Genomic DNA, 17138 nt, shown 5'->3' on the forward strand with positions numbered 1-17138 from the left:
CCGACAATAGAGCCTAGATGTTATTGGTCTAAAGTCCGGCTAGAAGTCCAAGGCTATTTCTGGTGGACTGGTATGGCCGCCTTGTCACCCTGTAGGGAGCTGTCACAGCTTGGTCATTTGGTGGTTTTAGAGTAAGCGCACAACCTGATGAGGAGACAGGCCATGTCCTTGCAACATAGCAGCGACGACAAGATTCAAGTGATCCGCACCCAGCCCCACCAGTCTCTGGGCTGCGCCATTATTGACGCCCAAGGGCGCGAAGTACCGATCACTGAAGATATGATCCAGAGTGCGTGCCGCGAACTGGAACAACGGTTGGTCAAGCCTGCCAAGCAAGACTGATGCATAGCCTTACGTCTTCCGAACCGGCCGTCTGGCCGGTTTTTTTATGCTAGCTATACGCCGCCTCATAACGTCAGGCGCTGGTCAGCCTCAAACCGTCACATGTCATCACGCCGCAGCAGTCCTCCAGGATTCCATCGTCATCCGGCTGAAAGGCATCTTCGTCCCTAGGGCTGACAGGGTGGGGATTGATGGAGGGCAGCAGTTTTGCCAGATCGAGCGGAACCGGGTCATCGTCGAACCAGACCGACCCACCACGGGCGATCAGATCCAGATGCAGGCGGCAGTCATAGCCCACCCGTTCGGGATCCTGATTGTGCTGACCAAACCCGATGTGAACACCAGGGCAGCGTTCATTGATGTGCGAATTCAGCTTCAGGCTGGCCGTGATGCCAATGTTGGTACCGAGTCCCAATTCGCCCACATTCCGAACGCACAATTGACTGAAGCACTCATCCAGAAAGCGCTGAACCGACTGGTTCTGGCATGCCCAATGTACCGCGCGTCGTTCATTTATCTCCACCGTCACCGGGTGATCCTGCAACCGGGCATCTTGAGAAGTGAGAGCATTGACGTTGAACGCGAAGTCAGCGACGAGAACACCGTCAACGGAAGCGGGAAAAGTGGCCACTTCGCCCGCTGGCAGCACCACGGTACCTCCTGGACGAGCGCTGCCGCGATTACTGACCCAGCGATACTGATTGTTATCCAGCACGATCCGCAAATCTGTTCCACCAGGCGATGTGATCCTCATTCGGTTCGACACCAGCGCACGCTCCAGGATCGCGGTGTTGCGCGCTGACAGTGTGTCGGGACCCACCTGCAATGCAGTCGAGAAAAGTGCCTCGCATGCATTGATGATCCGAAACACCAAGCGACGCGAACGCTCGTAAGGGGCCAATGCGATGCGCAGCTTTTCATGATGGGACAACGTGTCCCGTTCCAATGTAATCACGACGATACGCCCGCGGAATGAACTCGGTGATGGCATTGCACTCAAGAGCCGCTCCTGGAAGCCCATGTCGCGCAGAGGCTGCATCCAGACCCGACAAAAAGCGATTTGCCGGCATTCCAACGCGACACTTATCCAAGCCGCCTGCTCTTCACTATCGCTGGCGTAAATCACCATCACCCGGTCATCGGGTCTTACTTTTACGTAGTCATCCAACAGCCTTTGCACACCCCGCCAAGCCTCAGTGTTCATCTATCACCTCCAGAATGCGTGTGCCCATGAACAGCGCATGACCCGCCCCCCCCAATAGAGCCGGGCCACACTGAGCTTCATTGGTTTTGATCTTTACTCCTCGTAGCCCAGGTAATTTCCCAGGGCGGTCCGTCCTCTCGATTCGTGTAACGCAGCACGCTTGTTACCTGGCGACTGGACTCCTGCCTTACCTGAGCGGTAGTCCGATCCAACAACTGTTGCACAGCCTCAGTGAGCTCAAGCATCTCGTTCTCCTGTGATTACCCGTGCCTGCTGAATGCAGACAATTTGACTGTAGGTACAGGAGAAAATAGTGCGCATAGGATGCGGCCCTACATCGCGAAGGCAATCAGTGTGTTTTGCGTAGGAAATATCAACCAGCCCTACCGGGTGCACCCAAAGCCTGACAGGTGCCGGACACACATCCCTGTGCGGGAGAGCCCCTCCTTGGTGAGCAGGGAAATCCAGCGGTCTCAAGCAAAATATCGCTCTTTCGCAGGCGTTGCTTGTGGCAGCAGCTCAAACAATAAGCCCAACGAAACTAATGGCTCTTTAATATCAACTCTTAGTGATTTTATTCCACAACCAGACAGAACAACTGCAAGTTCACAGACTTGGCTTTTGACATAAAATGTTACAAACATAATAGAAGTCAATTAATATAGACCCCCACCCACTCGCTCTAAAAAGAGGCGAGACTTGCATTGAACGCCTCCGAGCGTGCACCAGCATCGGCCATAGAGCTCCGTGGAACATCCTTATAAGTCAACTCCAACACTCAGAAATGTGTACCCCTTCTCAATTCATACGCAAACTTTTCAGTAGTGCCTCTCTCTGTAGCCTGATCCGAGAGATCAGTCACACCGCCCTATTGCCCAGCTAGTGCGACATTGGGAAATGTCAACCGAAGAGCCTAATCCGAGTGAAAGCGGCACATCAACTAAGTCTGATATGACAAAAACAACTGGAATGGCGCCCCAGCAGTTGCCTATGCCATTGAATTAACTGAAGCCACTAGCGATGGAGTGGTCCGCTTGGGCGTCTGTTCACGACCGGGAAATGTTATAAAACGTCAGATAACATCAGAATTTTGTGTATTAAGATTGCAACGCCAGCACATATAGGTAATTTCACGATGAACACCGAGAGCACGATCAAAAACAATCAGAGGGGTATTCTCGCTATTGGGCGCACCTGGCGTTCGACAGAGAAACTAAAACAGCTGTTTGTGCCAAACTTTACACATATTTACACACTGGACCATCCGCCCACCCTGTCACTTGATATCGACACTCAAACTCTCGATGCAATTCTGATAGAAATTGAAAGTCCATCGACGCTCAATGACAGCCTGAAACTGATTAAAAAATTACGTATAGAACATGTAAAGCCGGCCATTGTTGTCGCCATCAATTATCGCTCTCCGCACACAAAAGTTGAATGTTACCTGGCTGGCGCCGATCACTGTATCAATGTACCTAACGACCAGAATGAAAAGACAAAACTAATTTCAACATTGCTCAGAAGCCCTGAATGGCAGCCCACGGCCAAGTTGACGCTGGATAATACGTGCCTACACTTATATGACGACGAACACAAACTGGATCTCGCCTACCAGGAAATGAAAGCTCTGGATGCACTGATCAACGCAGCCGGTAATATCTTGCACCATGATTGCTTGGCCGACTCCATGGGATTGAATATAAAGCTCTACGATTCACGGGTCCTGGAAAAATCCATAAGCCGGCTTCGAAACAAAATAAAAAAGAACTTTGGCATTAACATAATTCACAGTGTTCGCGGTTATGGCTACCGACTACTTCGAGGGGTCGTATCTGTAAAACAAACAAATTTTCACTCTTAAAGGGACTGAGTCATGGCGTCAAGCAGGCAGCACATAGCACAAGAAAGCTTCGCTTTGATTTTCTTCAGACAATCGATTCTCAAACGAAACGATGAACTGTTCGGCAGTGAAATATATGCCAAGGCGACACAACAGGATATTCCCCTGGGCCAGGGGTATCAGCCATTGCATCCCGATCATCCACTGACGATCTATCGCGAAATACTGACACGGATCCAGCTGAATGCCATTTCACAAATCGAGGCCATGCCATGCCCTTCCGTCAATACTCCAAACAAGCTGTTCGTGACCATGAATCAGTCCTCTTTATTGGACAAGGCACTCATCAAGGAAATGCACAACGCTCAAGCGACACTCAAAGAGCATGAGAAACAGCTGATCCCCAGCCTCAACAGCAGCTCGTTTAGCTCGCTCAACTTAAAGGAAAAAAGAACCATTATCAATCACATCCATTTATTAAAAGACAATGGGATCGAGATCGCTTTTGATGGTTATGACTTAAGCGATAACAGCGCCGAAAAGCTGATCAGCCTGGCATTGTTTGATTATATAAAAGTGGATCTGACCCGCTCCAACTTTGACATCATGGTCGAAAACAGTCAGGACTTTTTCAACAGGTCCTACGACTGCCTGAGCCGTATGATCCATGACAGCAAGATCAAGTTCATCGCGGACCGAGTCGAGCACAAAGCGCTACACACGCTGGCCCGCAGCATGCCTTTCGACTTTTTCCAGGGGCGATACTACTCACCGACCGAGGTTATTTAAGCTCTCAAAAGCTTCACTATTCCAGGAAGGAACCTAATGATGAATACGCCAAATAACAACTTTTTAATCTTCACCCGAGACCAACTGGCACGACAAGCAATAGAGTCGCTTCTTGCACAACGCCTGTGTTTAGCTTTTGAAATCGAGTCCGGTAAACTCAGCAGCGAGCGAATCAGAAAGAATCGCTTCACGCACATCCTGCTCGATCAGGCGGACATATCGCTGAGTGATGTCAGCTTTATCCGCAAGAATCAAAAAGATGCGGAAATCATACTCATAACGCCCAACGCGGAGCCTTCGGAACTCCATCACTTCTCGCACTTCGGGATCGATGGCTTTCTCAAGAAGCCGGTGGCCGACGAGGAGTTCATCTCGGCAGTAAGCCGGGTTAAAGAGCCACAAGCCAATCCTGAGATCTGGTGGTTTAGCGCGGAAGAGCGAACCCTGGTCAAAGAAAATATAACGATCCCATTGACGGGTACCGAATCGTTGATGCTCACACAACTGGTTATCAGCGATCGTCGGGTACTCAGCAAGACAGATCTGATTCTAGGTATTGATAAGGACCCGGAACGCTACAGCGGTCTTGAGATGTGTTTGAGCAGACTGCAAAAAAAGTTCAAGGACGCCGCCAACGGAGAGCGTCTTGTTCGTTCGGTGAGAAACCGCGGTTATTGCCTGGCCCAAAGGATAAGAGTCGCTTATTGAGCGAGTTCGCAAAAACAATAACAATAAATGCGACTCCCAGCCCCGATCAGATACACAGACATCACTTAACAGCCTCCCCTCCTCGCGCGGCTGCTTCTGCCTCCCACCTTTCGTACATCATCCACGCCATAGTTCCTGTCCAGCATCCTCCCCTCGCCTCCTCCCCGGCAAGCACCTGCCGGAACGCTGTAATTATATAGACGACTTTGCCATGTACTCCAAACCAAAGAGCACGACCTTTTATAACAAAGCCCACGACAGTGCGACCGTTATAATTCGTCAGACACCCACAAAGATTAAGGTACTAGTATAAAAACCGGACACTGAGACAACCGTATCAGCTGACACCTCTATATAAAAAACAACCTCAATGGTCAGTCACCAGCCCACCGCTCCCGAACGCTAATAACAAAAACAACTTCGTATGAAATCGCGCCCGCCAAGCCTTTTCCCGTGACTGCCATTTATCAACCGTCAACTGATACATAACGTGGCGCACGCCCGAGGGATACCGCTATGGTACATAATCGTATTAATCGGAACAGCATAACTAAAGGACTTACCTTCTGGGGGCAATGGGCAATTGCCATAACGTCGGTCAGTGCATTGCTATTTGCGCTGGCGCTGTACCAGACCGGAGAAATCGACGCCCATTATCGTGTGCTGGCGGTTCTTACGTTTCTGGGTTCGGTCCCTTCCTACTCCCTGCTGCAGGTCTATCACAAGCGGCACGGTTACCTCACAGGCCTTGGACGCCTGCTGCTGGGTTGGCTGCTGACGCTGACCGGACTGACCAGTATCGGTTTTCTGAGCAAGACCAGCGAATTGTTCTCCCGGGAAATAGTCCTGATCTGGGCCGTGACCGGTTATTGCCTGCAGGCCTTGCTGTACCTGCCCCTGCATGGTTTTTCCAGGCACTACCATCGGCAATTGCACAGCCAATACAACACCCTGATCATCGGCACCGACCAACTGGCGGTGAAACTGGCAGACAAACTGGCGAAAACCGAATATCCGCCGCTGGTCGGTCTGATCAGCTCCAAACCCAACGAGCTGTCGACCAACGTCAGTACTCACAGGATCGTGGGCCAGTTGCAGGAGCTGCGCGAGCTGATTCGGGTTCACGATATCCGACGGCTGTACATCGCGCTGTCCTTGAGCGAAGCCAAACAGGTCGAAGCGCTTTACATCGATCTTCTCGACTCGAATGTGGATGTGGTCTGGGTTCCCGACCTGGGCAGCATGACCTTGCTCAATCACTCCGTCAGCGAGCTCGACGGCCTGCCCGCCATCCACCTCAATGAAAGCCCGCTAACCAGCTACCCTACGGCGGCGCTGAGCAAGACCCTGCTCGACAGAAGCCTGGCCGCCCTGGCGCTGATCGGCTTCAGCCCACTGCTGTTGGTGATTGCCGTCGCGGTGAAAATCTCTTCCCCGGGCCCGATTATCTTCAAACAGGAGCGGCATGGCTGGAACGGCAAGATCATCAAGGTCTGGAAATTCCGCTCCATGCGCCTGCACGACGACCACCAGGTCCAGCAGGCCGGCCGTCAAGACCCGCGCATTACCCCGATCGGACGTTTTATCCGACGCACTTCCATCGATGAACTGCCGCAGTTTTTCAATGTGCTGCAAGGCCATATGGCACTGGTCGGGCCTCGCCCACATGCGACCGCCCATAACGACTACTACACGGGCAAGATCCGCGCCTACATGGCCCGCCATCGGATCAAACCGGGCATTACCGGGCTGGCCCAGATCAGTGGCTGCCGTGGCGAAACCGAAACCCTCGACAAGATGCAGAAACGCGTGGAGATCGATCTCAACTACATCAACAACTGGTCGTTGTGGCTCGATATAAAGATCCTGATCAAGACGCCCTTCACGCTCTTTTCCAAGGATATCTACTAGCTGCTGCGACACTCGCGCCCGCCCATAGTCTGTCTATTCTTCAGTCTGTTGCGAACGGGGTTGCGATCCCCGCAGTCAGGTCACTGACTGCGCCGGAGCGCCCCGCCCATCCTGGCCCATCCCATTTCAGGTTGACTCATGCGCCCTATCACCCGACGCCAACTACTAGCCGCCACAGCCTGCGGGGCTGCAGGCCTGACGATTGGGCAGTTGGCGCTGCTGCAACCGAAAGAACCGGCGCCGCACGAGCACGATCTGGCCCCGCTTGAACGGGTCAACGCAGCGTGCGAGCAACTGTTCAACAGCATGCACATTGTGGCTCCCCTGAGCCTGGCGAACCTCTAATGTCGACCGATCCCACCCTGGAAACACTCATGGCCAATACCACGCTGATAGCCCAGGCTGCCCAGCGCTCGGATGCCGCCTCCCGGATACAGCACCGCTTCGTCCATGGCGGGGCTGATGAAAGCATTCCCACCGAGTCCGGCCCGCTGCCAACGCTGAGCAAATGGAAAGCCGATACCGATCAGGTGTTTGCCCAGGTAAAGGCGATGGCCGACTCGAATTCTCGCCGAGAGACCTCTGACCCCACCACTCGGGCGGATGGCAGCCCCTTGCAGAGCGGCGATGAATACTTCAACACCCAGGATGTGCTCAAGAAGGTCTATAACGGCACGGTGTGGTACGTCCCGAATGCCGATGGGCAGATGATCCAGAGGAACCTGGCCAACGCCGCCGACCCGGATACGGGTCCGAACATGGTGGGTTTTCTGCAATCGGGGACGGGCACGCAATCTCGCACCGTCGGCGATAAGCTCAGGGAACGTCACAGCCTGTTCGATTTCATGACAAAAGCAGAGCGAGACGATGTGACCTCCGGGGCCTCGCGGCTCAACCACACGGCAGCAATCAATCGAGCCTTTGCCTCGGGGTATGAAATCGAGCTGCCGGACGGGGTGCTCAATGCCGAGTACATCGATCTGGTGGACGGCACTCGTGCCATCGGCAAGGGGCATATCGCCGGTCGTCTGGGTACCGAAAGCTGGAACGGCACGGTAATCAGATCTCTGCCCTCCGCAGAACGGAAATTCATCCGGATGCCCGCGGGCAAGATCAGGGGGGTGTTGCTGGAAGGCTTTACCCTGGCTGGAGACTACGTGCATAACCCCTTGCAGGACGGCATCAGCCTGGAGGCAGTGGTTTCGGGCCGCGACGGCGGCTTGTGGGATTTCGAGCTGCGTCGCCTATTCATCAAAGATTTTGCCGGGGACGGTCTACGGCTGGTGGGGGGTTATAAGAATTATCAGGCCCCCATGCAGTTCGGCCATGTCGCTCATGTGCTCGTTCAGCGATCCGTGGCGACAGCACGGAGCCTGGTGCTGATGGGGCAGTGCGAACATATCGAATTCGACGAGTGTCGATTCGATGGCGCGTCTGGCCTGGGGCCTGTGGGCCTGGGTTCCTATATCGGCAGGTTCGATCCCGCCTATGACATCAGACCCAACAACATAACCTTCACCAACCCGAGCTTTCAGCACGCCGATGTCGGCATCGAAATCGATCGCTGCGAAAACATCGTGATGATTGCACCCTGGTTTGAAACGGTTAAAACCGCGATCGAGCAAAAGAACTCATCGGCCGGGCTGGAGCTGATCGCGCCACGCTTCGCCAATGTCGTCACCGGCCTGGATTGCGGCAAGAACTGCCAGGCATCGATCCGCTCCCCCATCGTCGCGGGGAGCATGTCGAATCTGGTGGTCGGCAGCAACCATGCCGGCGTCAGGCTCGATTCACCGTCCAAGGCTGGCGTCGGGAGCAGCGGTGTTCATTCCACTGTGTCGTTCAATGCCGGACGCCGCCTTGAGGTCAAGGCCCATGCCTTGGTCAACGTCGAGTTTGGCCCGGGGCTGACAATAGAAACGATCGACGGTTATCACATGCCGGGAGAAACCTTGACCCTGCTGGTCAGTTCCAACCCGGTGAGATTCGCTACCGGGGGAAACCTCGCCCTGGGCAGCCTGGGGCCTTATAAAGTGCTTGCCCCGGGCAGCACCATTACCTTCATTCGAACAGACGCACCCGGCGTCGCTCCCTGGCAATGCATAGGGCTGGTATGAGGTAGCAACTTCGCCCCGCCCACCCCATACCAGCAGACCGCCAAGCGCCTCAACACCTGTTCAACGCAACCAGCGCCAGGCGATCAGCAAGCCCGTCAGCACGCCAAAACTGTTTGCCAGCATGTCGTAGGGCGAAGCCGTGCGCAGCGGCATCAAACCTTGCGCACCCTCGATGAGCAAACCAGTGAGCAAACAGCCCAGGGCTATCCAGAGCAACTTCACTCGGGGAAAGGCCAGGCGGCAACTGCAGGCAAAGACCAGGAAGCCGAGCCAGTGATGAAGCTTATCCTCTTGGGCAAACAGCTCCGGGATCGGCTGAGAGCGCAAGCCCGCGGTCAGCAGAATCGCGGTCACCCCCACAAAGACCAGGCCCCGCAGCCAGAATGGCATCTCGGTCAAACGCGTTAGTCTCGCCATCATTCGGTAATTTTCTCGAAGTTGTTGTAGAACCGGTCGCTGTCACGCCCGTCGGTCATGGTCTGTAGCGAGTAGGCACGGCCCAGGCGCGCGCCGCCGTCCCGGGTCAGCGGAGCCCAGACGATATTGGCCCGGCGCATGGTCGAAGTACTCATCAACTCGTCGAACGGGATGGAAATATAGATCCCCTTGTCGAAGCTGCCCTCACCATATTGTTCTTTCGAGGCGGTGGTCAGGGTGACCCAGGCACCAAATTTCACTCCGTTATTGAACTCCCGCGACAAGTCGACGGTGGTACCCCAGTCCCGCGCCAGATAACGCCCGACACTGACCGCCGCTTGCAAGTCATTGGGCAGCTCGGTATAGCCGGTGACATGGCCCGTCACGGTCCGGTAATCACGCAGACCGAAGCCCTGATCAAAATCACGCTGACGCACGAAGTTCAGATCGGCGCCCACTGACCAGCGTTGTCCCATGGGTCGATACAGCACTTCGCTGCCGACCCCGGCAAACATGGATTCCAGGTAGCCGCCGTAGACCATCCCATACAAATCCTTGTCCAGCTGCACTGCATGGTTGAGCTGGAACGTCGGCATCGTCACATCGGAGGTGGTCAGGTATTTGCGCAGATCGGTCCGCACCCGGGGCAATCCACTCGGCGCGTCGTAAGTGAACTTGTCGTAGTTGTTCAACAGGTTGGCGCTGAGCAAGCCGTTCCACCAGGTATTGCGGGTAAAACGGTACTCCGCGTCGGCATCGGCGGTGAACTGATAGAGCAGTCCGTCGGGGCCGCCGATGTTCTGTTTGTAACCCAGGCCGAAGCCGTAGCTGAACGGATCCAGGGCCTGGGTGTAGAGCGTGGTTTCCCGGTGCGCAACCGCCGGATTGACTTCGGTTGAGCGGTGCAGATCTTTCAGCGACTGCTCGTTGTTCACTACCGCGCGGAACGTTTCCCGGGGCAGGCTGGTTTCCTCTATCGACATGTCATAACGCTGGTTCACCAAGGTGAACCAGTCGATATCCTGATTGACGCTGTTGTCGAGAATCCGGCTGGCCCGCCCCACGGCCTTGGCCGGGTAAAAGTAGCGGGACTGCTCGCCATACACCATCAGCTCCGAACCGCGCTGGGTGATACGCTTTACCTTGTAGCCGGCATTTTGCTGCAGCCGGTTGGAGACATTGGCCCAGTTGACCTGGTCGGCCGGGGTCGACGGCTCCCGTGCCGGCAGCGGCTCGGCGGGAGGGTCGTAGGTCTTGGCCGGCGCCTTGCGGCTGGCAAAATTGGTGTGCAGGGTGATGCCGAACATCGCAGTGTTGCCACGCTCCCAGCCGGCACTCAGATCGACGCTGTCGGCGAGCTTGTAGACCACGCCGATATTGATCGGCAGATCTTGCTTGATCGGGTTGTTCAATGGCTCGTTCCGGTAGTCGTTGCCCTCATACTCGACTTTCAGGCTCAGCGGTTCCCACGGTGTTTGATAGGCAATCCCGCCAAACAACGATGGGCGTCCCTTGAAATAAGCATTGGAGTTCACCCCACCTGCCCTGGCGACGGCTGCATCGCTCTGCGGCCGATCATTGAACTTGCTGCCAAGCACCGCCAGCGGGTTGCTGAAATCCCCCCGATTACCCAGATTGCCCCAGGCAATGCCGAGGCTGAAGTCCAGATTGTCATAACGCTTGTTGGCGACGAAATACTCACTGGAAAACAACCCGGTACCACCGATATCCCGGGCCCCGATTGCGATCTGCGGTGCCCAGTGACTTTCTTCCCAAAGCCGTGCCTTGACGTCGATGGCCTTGTCTTTGAAGCTCTGATTGCCACTAAACGCCTCGGGGCCGTATTTGCGGTTGGTGATCGCGGTGTAGCGAAACGAACTTTCCAGCCAATCGAACGGTTGCAGGGAAAAGCTATAGCGCGAGTAAGGGTCGGTACGACTGGCAGTGGCACTCAACTCCCCGGCGGGGGCCATGCGCGCGGTGGGTGTCTGTAACAGACCGACACCACCGAAATCGTTCTGGGTGTAACGCGGTTCGCCATGAACCAATCCGCAGGGCAAGAGCAATACAGCAGCAAAACGTAACTTCAAGGGGCCACCTCAGCCAGGGGTTGAGTGGCGAGAAACTCGGCCAGTTGTTGATTGAGCTCAGGGGTCGGCGAATCGGGATCGTCGTTCTTGATCGGCACCAGGATCCTGCTGCCGGGGGCCGGCACGACGCCCTCCTCGCGATTCCATGCCGCCACGCCCACGCGCCGCACCTGACCATCGGGCTGGATCAGCCACAGATAATCGCTCTCGGCATCGCTGAGGATGGCGCAGTGTTGGGCATAGATGCGGGCCTCCTGCATGGCGCTGTAGGGCACATGACAGGGCTGCGCGACGGCCCCCCAGACTTCCACGGTGGACGGCCGCGCGGGATAAATCAGCTGGTCGCCATCATCCAGCAGAGCGTTACGGGCGAACCCCACCTCCAGGGCGATCGGATCGAGTACCGCGACCTCGCGCCCGGTGGCCGGCAACCGTTCGATCTGCTCATACAGGCGCGCGCTCAAGGTCGCTCGCGTGCTCCTGTCATCGAGCAAGGCAACCCGCTGCAGCAGTTTCAGATCGAACAATACCCCGGCCTTCAACCGGGTCTGCTTGTCCACCAACGAGCGGTGCAGCCATGCCGCGCCCAGCCAGTAGCTTTCGGCGTTGGGTTGAGATGCGCTAATGACGTCCAGCAAACGGGCACCGGGTTTGACTTCAAACTGGCCGGAGCTGCGGACATCACCGCTGACGGTAACGGCCGCCTGGCCCACGCCCGGACCGATCAATAACAGGCCAAGCAACAAAAGGTTCGAACACTTCACCGGACAGCTCCCCGATCAGGGCGCAACTGCACAATTTTCAGGGACAGTTGCGGCGTCAGATGCTGCTCGCTGCGCATGATGAAACCGTCCTGAGGGTCGACCCAGTAGCGGTTGGTGGCGTGGAAATCCAGGGTGGGCGCATCCACCTGCTCATCGATCCGCAGCAAGGCGTAATCCTTGTCGAGAATTCTGATGTTCTCGATGTCGTGGGTGCTGAAGCGGCTGTTGATCGGGATGCCAACACGGGAACCGTCGTAGATATCGATCCAGCGAGTGCTGGCGTAGCCGTCGGGCAAGTGCTGAAGGCCGCGCTTGAAGGGCGATTCGCCGCTGAAGCGAGTGCCGTCCAGGGAAACGCCCAGCCCGACAGTGCGCACCACCAAACCGTTACGCAGCATCAGCACTTGTTTACCGGAAGCGACCCAAAACTCCAGGTCGCCACGTTGACGAGCCATGGCCATCACCCCCTCGTTGGTGGCGGTGGTGACCAGGATCTGCGGATAAGGCACGGCATCGACCTGAGCGCGGGTCAACTCGATGGAAGCGGGCCCCGTGGCAGACGCTTTAAGCGTGTCCCAGGAGGCCTGCATCAAAGGGTTGCACCCGCACAGCAGTAGCGCCATCGTCAGATAGGCGCTGATAGGCAAAATGTTCACTGCTTGATTGAGCCTTATCTGCTGTTAGCTTCGCTGAGGTTGTTGACGGAGCTGGCGCCGGTCCCGAGGACACTGGCCGTAGGCAGAAGTTGGCTGATCAGACGGTTCCAGCGCGTCACGCCGGCCGGGCCGACATAAACGATGTCTTGCGGCTGCAAGTCGAAACGGGTGGCCAGCACCAGGGCAGACGGTGATTCAGCATCGAGCTGGAAGACCTTGGCCGGCTCGGTTTCCAGATTGTCCGCGCCGCGAATCACATACACCGCATTGCCATTGGAGGTGGTCTGGTTCAAGCCCCCCACAGTGCCCAGGGCGTCGGTGAGGTTCATCGATTTGCTCTTGAAACTCAGCGCGCGGGGCTGATTGACCTCGCCCATGACATAGATCCGCTTGAGATCGTTATAAGGCAGATACAGCTGGTCGCCCCCCTTGAGGTAGACCCTGTGCAACTGCGAGTCCTGACGATTGAGGGTGTCCAGATCAAGCCGGTACTCACGCCCGTTGCGGGTCAGCGTCAGGCCCGACAGGTCTGCGTTCAGCGGATCCACCCCGGCAACCCCAATGGCCTCTACCACGCTCAGTGGGTTAGTGGTGATCGGCTGTTGACCGGCCCTTGCCACGGCGCCGGAAATCACCACCGTCTGGCTGGCGAAACGCAATACGCTGACGTCGACCTGGGGGCTTTCGACAAATTGCGACAGGCGCTCGGCGATAAAGGCTCGCAGCTCTTCGATGGTTTTACCGGCAGCCGGGACATTACCAATGTAGGGATAGAACAACGTGCCGTCTGGACGCACCAGTCGACCGTTGGCATCGATTTGCTGTTGCGGCCCCGACGGTGCCGTCAACTCGGGGTGATCCCAGACCGTGATAAACAATAAGTCATTGGCACCCACGCGATAACCGTCCGGCGAATAGGACAACAACTCCGAAGGCACCGACTCGCGAACACGTGCGGCGGTATCCATGGCAATCAATTTAGGCGTGATGGGAATAAGTTCCACCCGGCTACTCTCCGAAGAACCGTCACGAACCAATGGCCGGGTATCCATATGTTGGCCAGGCGAAAACATACAACCGTGCAAGCTAATACTTGCCAGCATTACAACAGAAAACCTACGGATCATAATGGCACTACGCTAGTCGAGGGCAAGTCTGAAACAAGATCACCCAGAAAGTTCTGAGTGATCTTGAGCAACACACTTCAGAGGGTATCAATGGGTGCCAGTCGTTCCGGTAGTACCCGTGGTGCCGGTAGTTCCGGGCGTTCCGCCATTGGAACTGCCACCCGAGTTTGCAGCGGCCACCGCCGCAGCGACAACAGCGGAGCCGACCAGCACACCTCCTCCGACTGTGACGCCACCGATCAATGGGGTACTCAACGAGAGGGGGGCTTCCGCAGCCACTTCTGGGGCCACCTCCGGGGTCGCAGCCACCGGGGCAGTCAAGGTCTGGGGTTCTGCCGCCAATGCTGCGGTGCTCATGACCGCCAGCAAGCCAACCGCAAGTAGTTTCTTCATATCAAACTCCTTCTCGACATCAACTCTTCATAAGATTTGATACTAAGTGGCCAGGAATGGAACAGCCGGTATATAAACTGTTCCCCTGGATTGAACGGGGCAGTTCATGCACATTGCCTCCTTTGGAGCATGTCATTTACAGGTGTTGCACGCTATAGACCGACAATCGACAGCCCCTGAGCCAAGCGTCTGCGCAGAACAGGTACTATTGACGACCTTCTACGACATTTAGCACTTTACGAGGCATTTTCAGCGCAAACTGGCGAGCAACAGCCATTCGCTCCTCAGGCCTATTGTTATTATTAGTCAGGATTCTCCCACCGCATTGACCTTGAGGGTTTTATCGCGATGGGAAGTTCCAGGTAAAACAGCGCCCATTAATAACATTCACTGTTAAATATAGACTGTTAATAACCATAAACTGAATGTCCGCCCACATAGCGGCAACGCGAATGTTCAGGCCTCGGAAGCTGTTTTTCCCAGTTGCTGCAGCACCTGTTGCAGCTCGCGCGCCCAGCTTTGAGGGGCCAATCCATGAGCGTGCTCAAGGGCTTGGCAATCCAGCACGGACCAGGCGGGTCGTTTGGCCGGAGTCGGATACTCGGCGGTGGTGATCGCCTTCAAGGTCGGGCGTTTTTCCAGTACACCCAGCGCCTGAGCCTGGTTGAAAATCTCATCGGCGAAGTCGTACCAAGTGCAGGCGGAAGCGCCGCTGTAGTGATACAGGCCCCACTTGAGTGCACCGTCGCGTTGAAAAATCTCTGCGAGGGCCCACAAGGTATCGGCAATACTGCCAGCGGAAGTCGGACAGCCACGTTGATCCGCCACCACCGCCAGCTCATCCCGATCGCGCCCAAGGCGCAGCATGGTTTTGACGAAGTTGTTGCCATGGGCACCAAAAACCCAACTGGTTCGCAGAATCACATGGCGCGAACAGTGTTGCTGCAGCGCCTGCTCGCCGGCCAGCTTGCTCACCCCATACACACCTGAGGGAGCAGTGACATCGCCGGGTTTGTAGGCACTGTCGCTGTCGCCACTGAACACATAGTCGGTGGAAATATGCAGCAGCGGAATACCAAGCTCTTCGGCCGCCAACGCCAGGTGCGCAACGCCGTCCCGGTTCACCCCGTAGGCCCGCTCGACCTCGCTCTCAGCCTTGTCCACCGCGGTATAGGCCGCCGCGTTGATCACCAACTGTGGCTTGATTCGCGCCAAAACCTCCTGGACCTGAGCCCGGTCGCTGATATCCAGATCGCCCGAGCCGCAGCCAATCACGCTGAACCCGGGCGGTACTCTTTGCAGCAACTCGCGCCCGACCTGCCCTTGCGCTCCGGTCACTAGAACCCGCATGGTCACTCCCCGCTCAACAGTGTGCGCAAGCGCGGATGGCGCTGGTCTTTTTCCGAGAGTTGAGGCGACTTCAAGGGCCAGGCAATGTTCAGGTCCGGATCATTCCAGAGAAGGCCGGCCTCATCCTCGGGGTAATACAGGTCAGTGCATTTGTATTGAAAATCGGCCGTATCGCTGAGCACACAGAAACCATGGGCATAACCTGGCGGGACCCACAACTGAAGATGATCATCGGCGGTCAACTCGATCCCCACATGCTCGCCGCACGTGGCAGACTCTGGGTTGATGTCCACTACCACGTCGTAAACCGCGCCACGGGTTACCCGAACCAACTTGCCCTGGGGCCGGGTCTGCTGAAAATGCAGACCACGCAGTACGCCATACTGGGAGCGCGAGTGATTGTCCTGCACGAAAGGCAACTCGATTCCAACATCGCGATAACGCTGCTGGTGATAACTCTCGAGAAAGAACCCACGAGCATCGCCGAACACCTTGGGCTCGATAATCAGTACGCCAGGCAACCGGGTTTTGATGACATTCATTTCGCAGGCTCCGTGGCCAGTACCTGCGCCAGATATTGACCGTAACCGGTTTTGTATAACGCAGTAGCTTGTTTATCCAGTTGCTCGGCCGACAACCACCCCTGGTGGTAGGCCACTTCCTCAAGACACGCCACTTTCAGTCCCTGGCGTGCTTCAATGGTCTGGACGAAATGCCCGGCCTCCATCAATGAATCATGAGTCCCGGTGTCCAGCCAGGCAAAACCACGCCCCAGCACGCTGACGTGCAGGTCCCCGCGTTGCAGATAAGCGTTGTTCACGTCAGTGATTTCAAGCTCGCCGCGAATCGAGGGCTTGACGTGTTTGGCGATGTTCACCACGTCGTTATCGTAGAAATACAAACCCGTGACTGCATAGTTGGACTTCGGACGTTTAGGCTTCTCCTCGATCGAAACCGCCTTACCCTCGCCGTCGAACTCGACAACACCAAAACGCTCGGGGTCGTTGACTCGATAACCAAACACGGTAGCGCCGGTCTGTCGTTCTGACGCTTCGCGCAACGCGGCGCTGAAACCGTAACCGTAGAAGATGTTGTCGCCGAGAATCAGCGCCACATTGCTGTCGCCGATAAAGCGCTCGCCGATCAGAAAGGCTTGCGCCAAGCCATCGGGGGAAGGCTGTTCGGCATAGCTGAGTTCAATACCGAAAGCGGATCCGTCACCCAACAAGCTCTGGAAGTTGGGCAAGTCCTGCGGGGTGGAAATAATCAATATCTCGCGAATGCCCGCGAGCATTAATACCGACAACGGATAATAAATCATCGGTTTGTCGTAGATCGGAAGCAGTTGTTTGGATACACCGCGGGTAATGGGATGCAAGCGGGTGCCGGAGCCTCCCGCGAGAATGATGCCTTTCATATGGGGGATT

Annotated in this window: 17 protein-coding genes; 7 read left to right on the forward strand and 10 right to left on the reverse strand. The window is 56.1% G+C overall.

Annotated features, from left to right (window positions below; translation table 11 throughout):
* The first annotated feature begins 162 nt into the window (after positions 1–162).
* A complete protein-coding gene (locus AC1RKH_RS19155) occupies positions 163–342 on the forward strand; it encodes a PA1571 family protein (RefSeq protein ID WP_123425836.1) in 180 nt (59 codons plus the stop codon).
* 73 nt (positions 343–415) lie between these two features.
* Here AC1RKH_RS19155 and AC1RKH_RS19160 read toward each other — a convergent pair whose 3' ends face one another.
* On the reverse strand, positions 416–1546 hold the full coding sequence (locus tag AC1RKH_RS19160) for a 2,5-dihydroxypyridine 5,6-dioxygenase NicX family protein (protein ID WP_493061678.1): 1131 nt from the start codon (positions 1544–1546) through the stop codon (positions 416–418).
* Positions 1547–2681: 1135 nt separating this feature from the next.
* Between AC1RKH_RS19160 and AC1RKH_RS19165 the strand changes: the two genes are divergently transcribed.
* The 6 genes from AC1RKH_RS19165 (at position 2682) to AC1RKH_RS19190 (ending at position 8914) form a co-directional block, all read left to right on the forward strand.
* Entirely contained in the window at positions 2682–3410 is a 729-nt protein-coding gene (locus AC1RKH_RS19165) for a winged helix-turn-helix domain-containing protein (RefSeq protein ID WP_493061677.1), read from the forward strand.
* Between the two features lie 12 nt (positions 3411–3422).
* Positions 3423–4178 carry an EAL domain-containing protein gene (locus AC1RKH_RS19170; RefSeq protein ID WP_493061676.1) on the forward strand — a complete coding sequence of 252 codons (756 nt, stop codon included), beginning with the start codon at positions 3423–3425 and terminating at the stop codon, positions 4176–4178.
* 39 nt (positions 4179–4217) lie between these two features.
* Complete coding sequence (locus AC1RKH_RS19175; RefSeq protein WP_493061675.1) at positions 4218–4886, forward strand: winged helix-turn-helix domain-containing protein; 669 nt, start codon at positions 4218–4220, stop codon at positions 4884–4886.
* Positions 4887–5402: 516 nt separating this feature from the next.
* On the forward strand, positions 5403–6797 hold the full coding sequence (locus tag AC1RKH_RS19180; RefSeq protein WP_493061674.1) for an undecaprenyl-phosphate glucose phosphotransferase: 1395 nt from the start codon (positions 5403–5405) through the stop codon (positions 6795–6797).
* Between the two features lie 138 nt (positions 6798–6935).
* Entirely contained in the window at positions 6936–7142 is a 207-nt protein-coding gene (locus AC1RKH_RS19185) for a twin-arginine translocation signal domain-containing protein (RefSeq protein ID WP_123425831.1), read from the forward strand.
* A 29-nt stretch (positions 7143–7171) separates the two neighbouring features.
* Positions 7172–8914: a hypothetical protein gene (locus AC1RKH_RS19190; RefSeq protein WP_493061673.1), complete on the forward strand. Its 1743-nt coding sequence runs from the start codon at positions 7172–7174 to the stop codon at positions 8912–8914.
* 60 nt (positions 8915–8974) lie between these two features.
* Here the strand turns inward: AC1RKH_RS19190 and AC1RKH_RS19195 are convergent, their stop codons facing one another.
* The 9 genes from AC1RKH_RS19195 to rfbA all read right to left on the reverse strand — a co-directional run bounded on the left by AC1RKH_RS19195 (position 8975) and on the right by rfbA (position 17128).
* Entirely contained in the window at positions 8975–9334 is a 360-nt protein-coding gene (locus tag AC1RKH_RS19195; protein ID WP_123425830.1) for a VanZ family protein, read from the reverse strand.
* A complete protein-coding gene (locus AC1RKH_RS19200) occupies positions 9331–11421 on the reverse strand; it encodes a YjbH domain-containing protein (RefSeq protein WP_493061672.1) in 2091 nt (696 codons plus the stop codon). Before AC1RKH_RS19200 ends, AC1RKH_RS19195 begins: the two co-directional genes overlap by 4 nt.
* A complete protein-coding gene (locus tag AC1RKH_RS19205; protein WP_493061671.1) occupies positions 11418–12185 on the reverse strand; it encodes a capsule biosynthesis GfcC family protein in 768 nt (255 codons plus the stop codon). The genes AC1RKH_RS19200 and AC1RKH_RS19205 overlap by 4 nt, the downstream gene beginning before the upstream one ends.
* A complete protein-coding gene (locus AC1RKH_RS19210) occupies positions 12182–12841 on the reverse strand; it encodes a YjbF family lipoprotein (protein ID WP_493061670.1) in 660 nt (219 codons plus the stop codon). The genes AC1RKH_RS19205 and AC1RKH_RS19210 overlap by 4 nt, the downstream gene beginning before the upstream one ends.
* Positions 12842–12855: 14 nt before the next feature.
* On the reverse strand, positions 12856–13968 hold the full coding sequence (locus AC1RKH_RS19215) for a polysaccharide biosynthesis/export family protein (protein WP_493061669.1): 1113 nt from the start codon (positions 13966–13968) through the stop codon (positions 12856–12858).
* Between the two features lie 87 nt (positions 13969–14055).
* Entirely contained in the window at positions 14056–14361 is a 306-nt protein-coding gene (locus AC1RKH_RS19220) for a hypothetical protein (protein WP_493061668.1), read from the reverse strand.
* Positions 14362–14817: 456 nt separating this feature from the next.
* Positions 14818–15711, reverse strand: a complete 894-nt coding sequence (gene rfbD, locus AC1RKH_RS19225) for a dTDP-4-dehydrorhamnose reductase (RefSeq protein WP_493061667.1) — start codon at positions 15709–15711, stop codon at positions 14818–14820.
* A 2-nt stretch (positions 15712–15713) separates the two neighbouring features.
* Positions 15714–16253, reverse strand: a complete 540-nt coding sequence (rfbC, locus tag AC1RKH_RS19230) for a dTDP-4-dehydrorhamnose 3,5-epimerase (protein WP_493061666.1) — start codon at positions 16251–16253, stop codon at positions 15714–15716.
* Complete coding sequence (gene rfbA / locus AC1RKH_RS19235; protein ID WP_493061665.1) at positions 16250–17128, reverse strand: glucose-1-phosphate thymidylyltransferase RfbA; 879 nt, start codon at positions 17126–17128, stop codon at positions 16250–16252. The genes rfbC and rfbA overlap by 4 nt, the downstream gene beginning before the upstream one ends.
* Positions 17129–17138 lie beyond the last annotated feature (10 nt).

The sequence above is a fragment of the Pseudomonas sp. GW822-FHT06B12 genome (genome assembly GCF_058799675.1).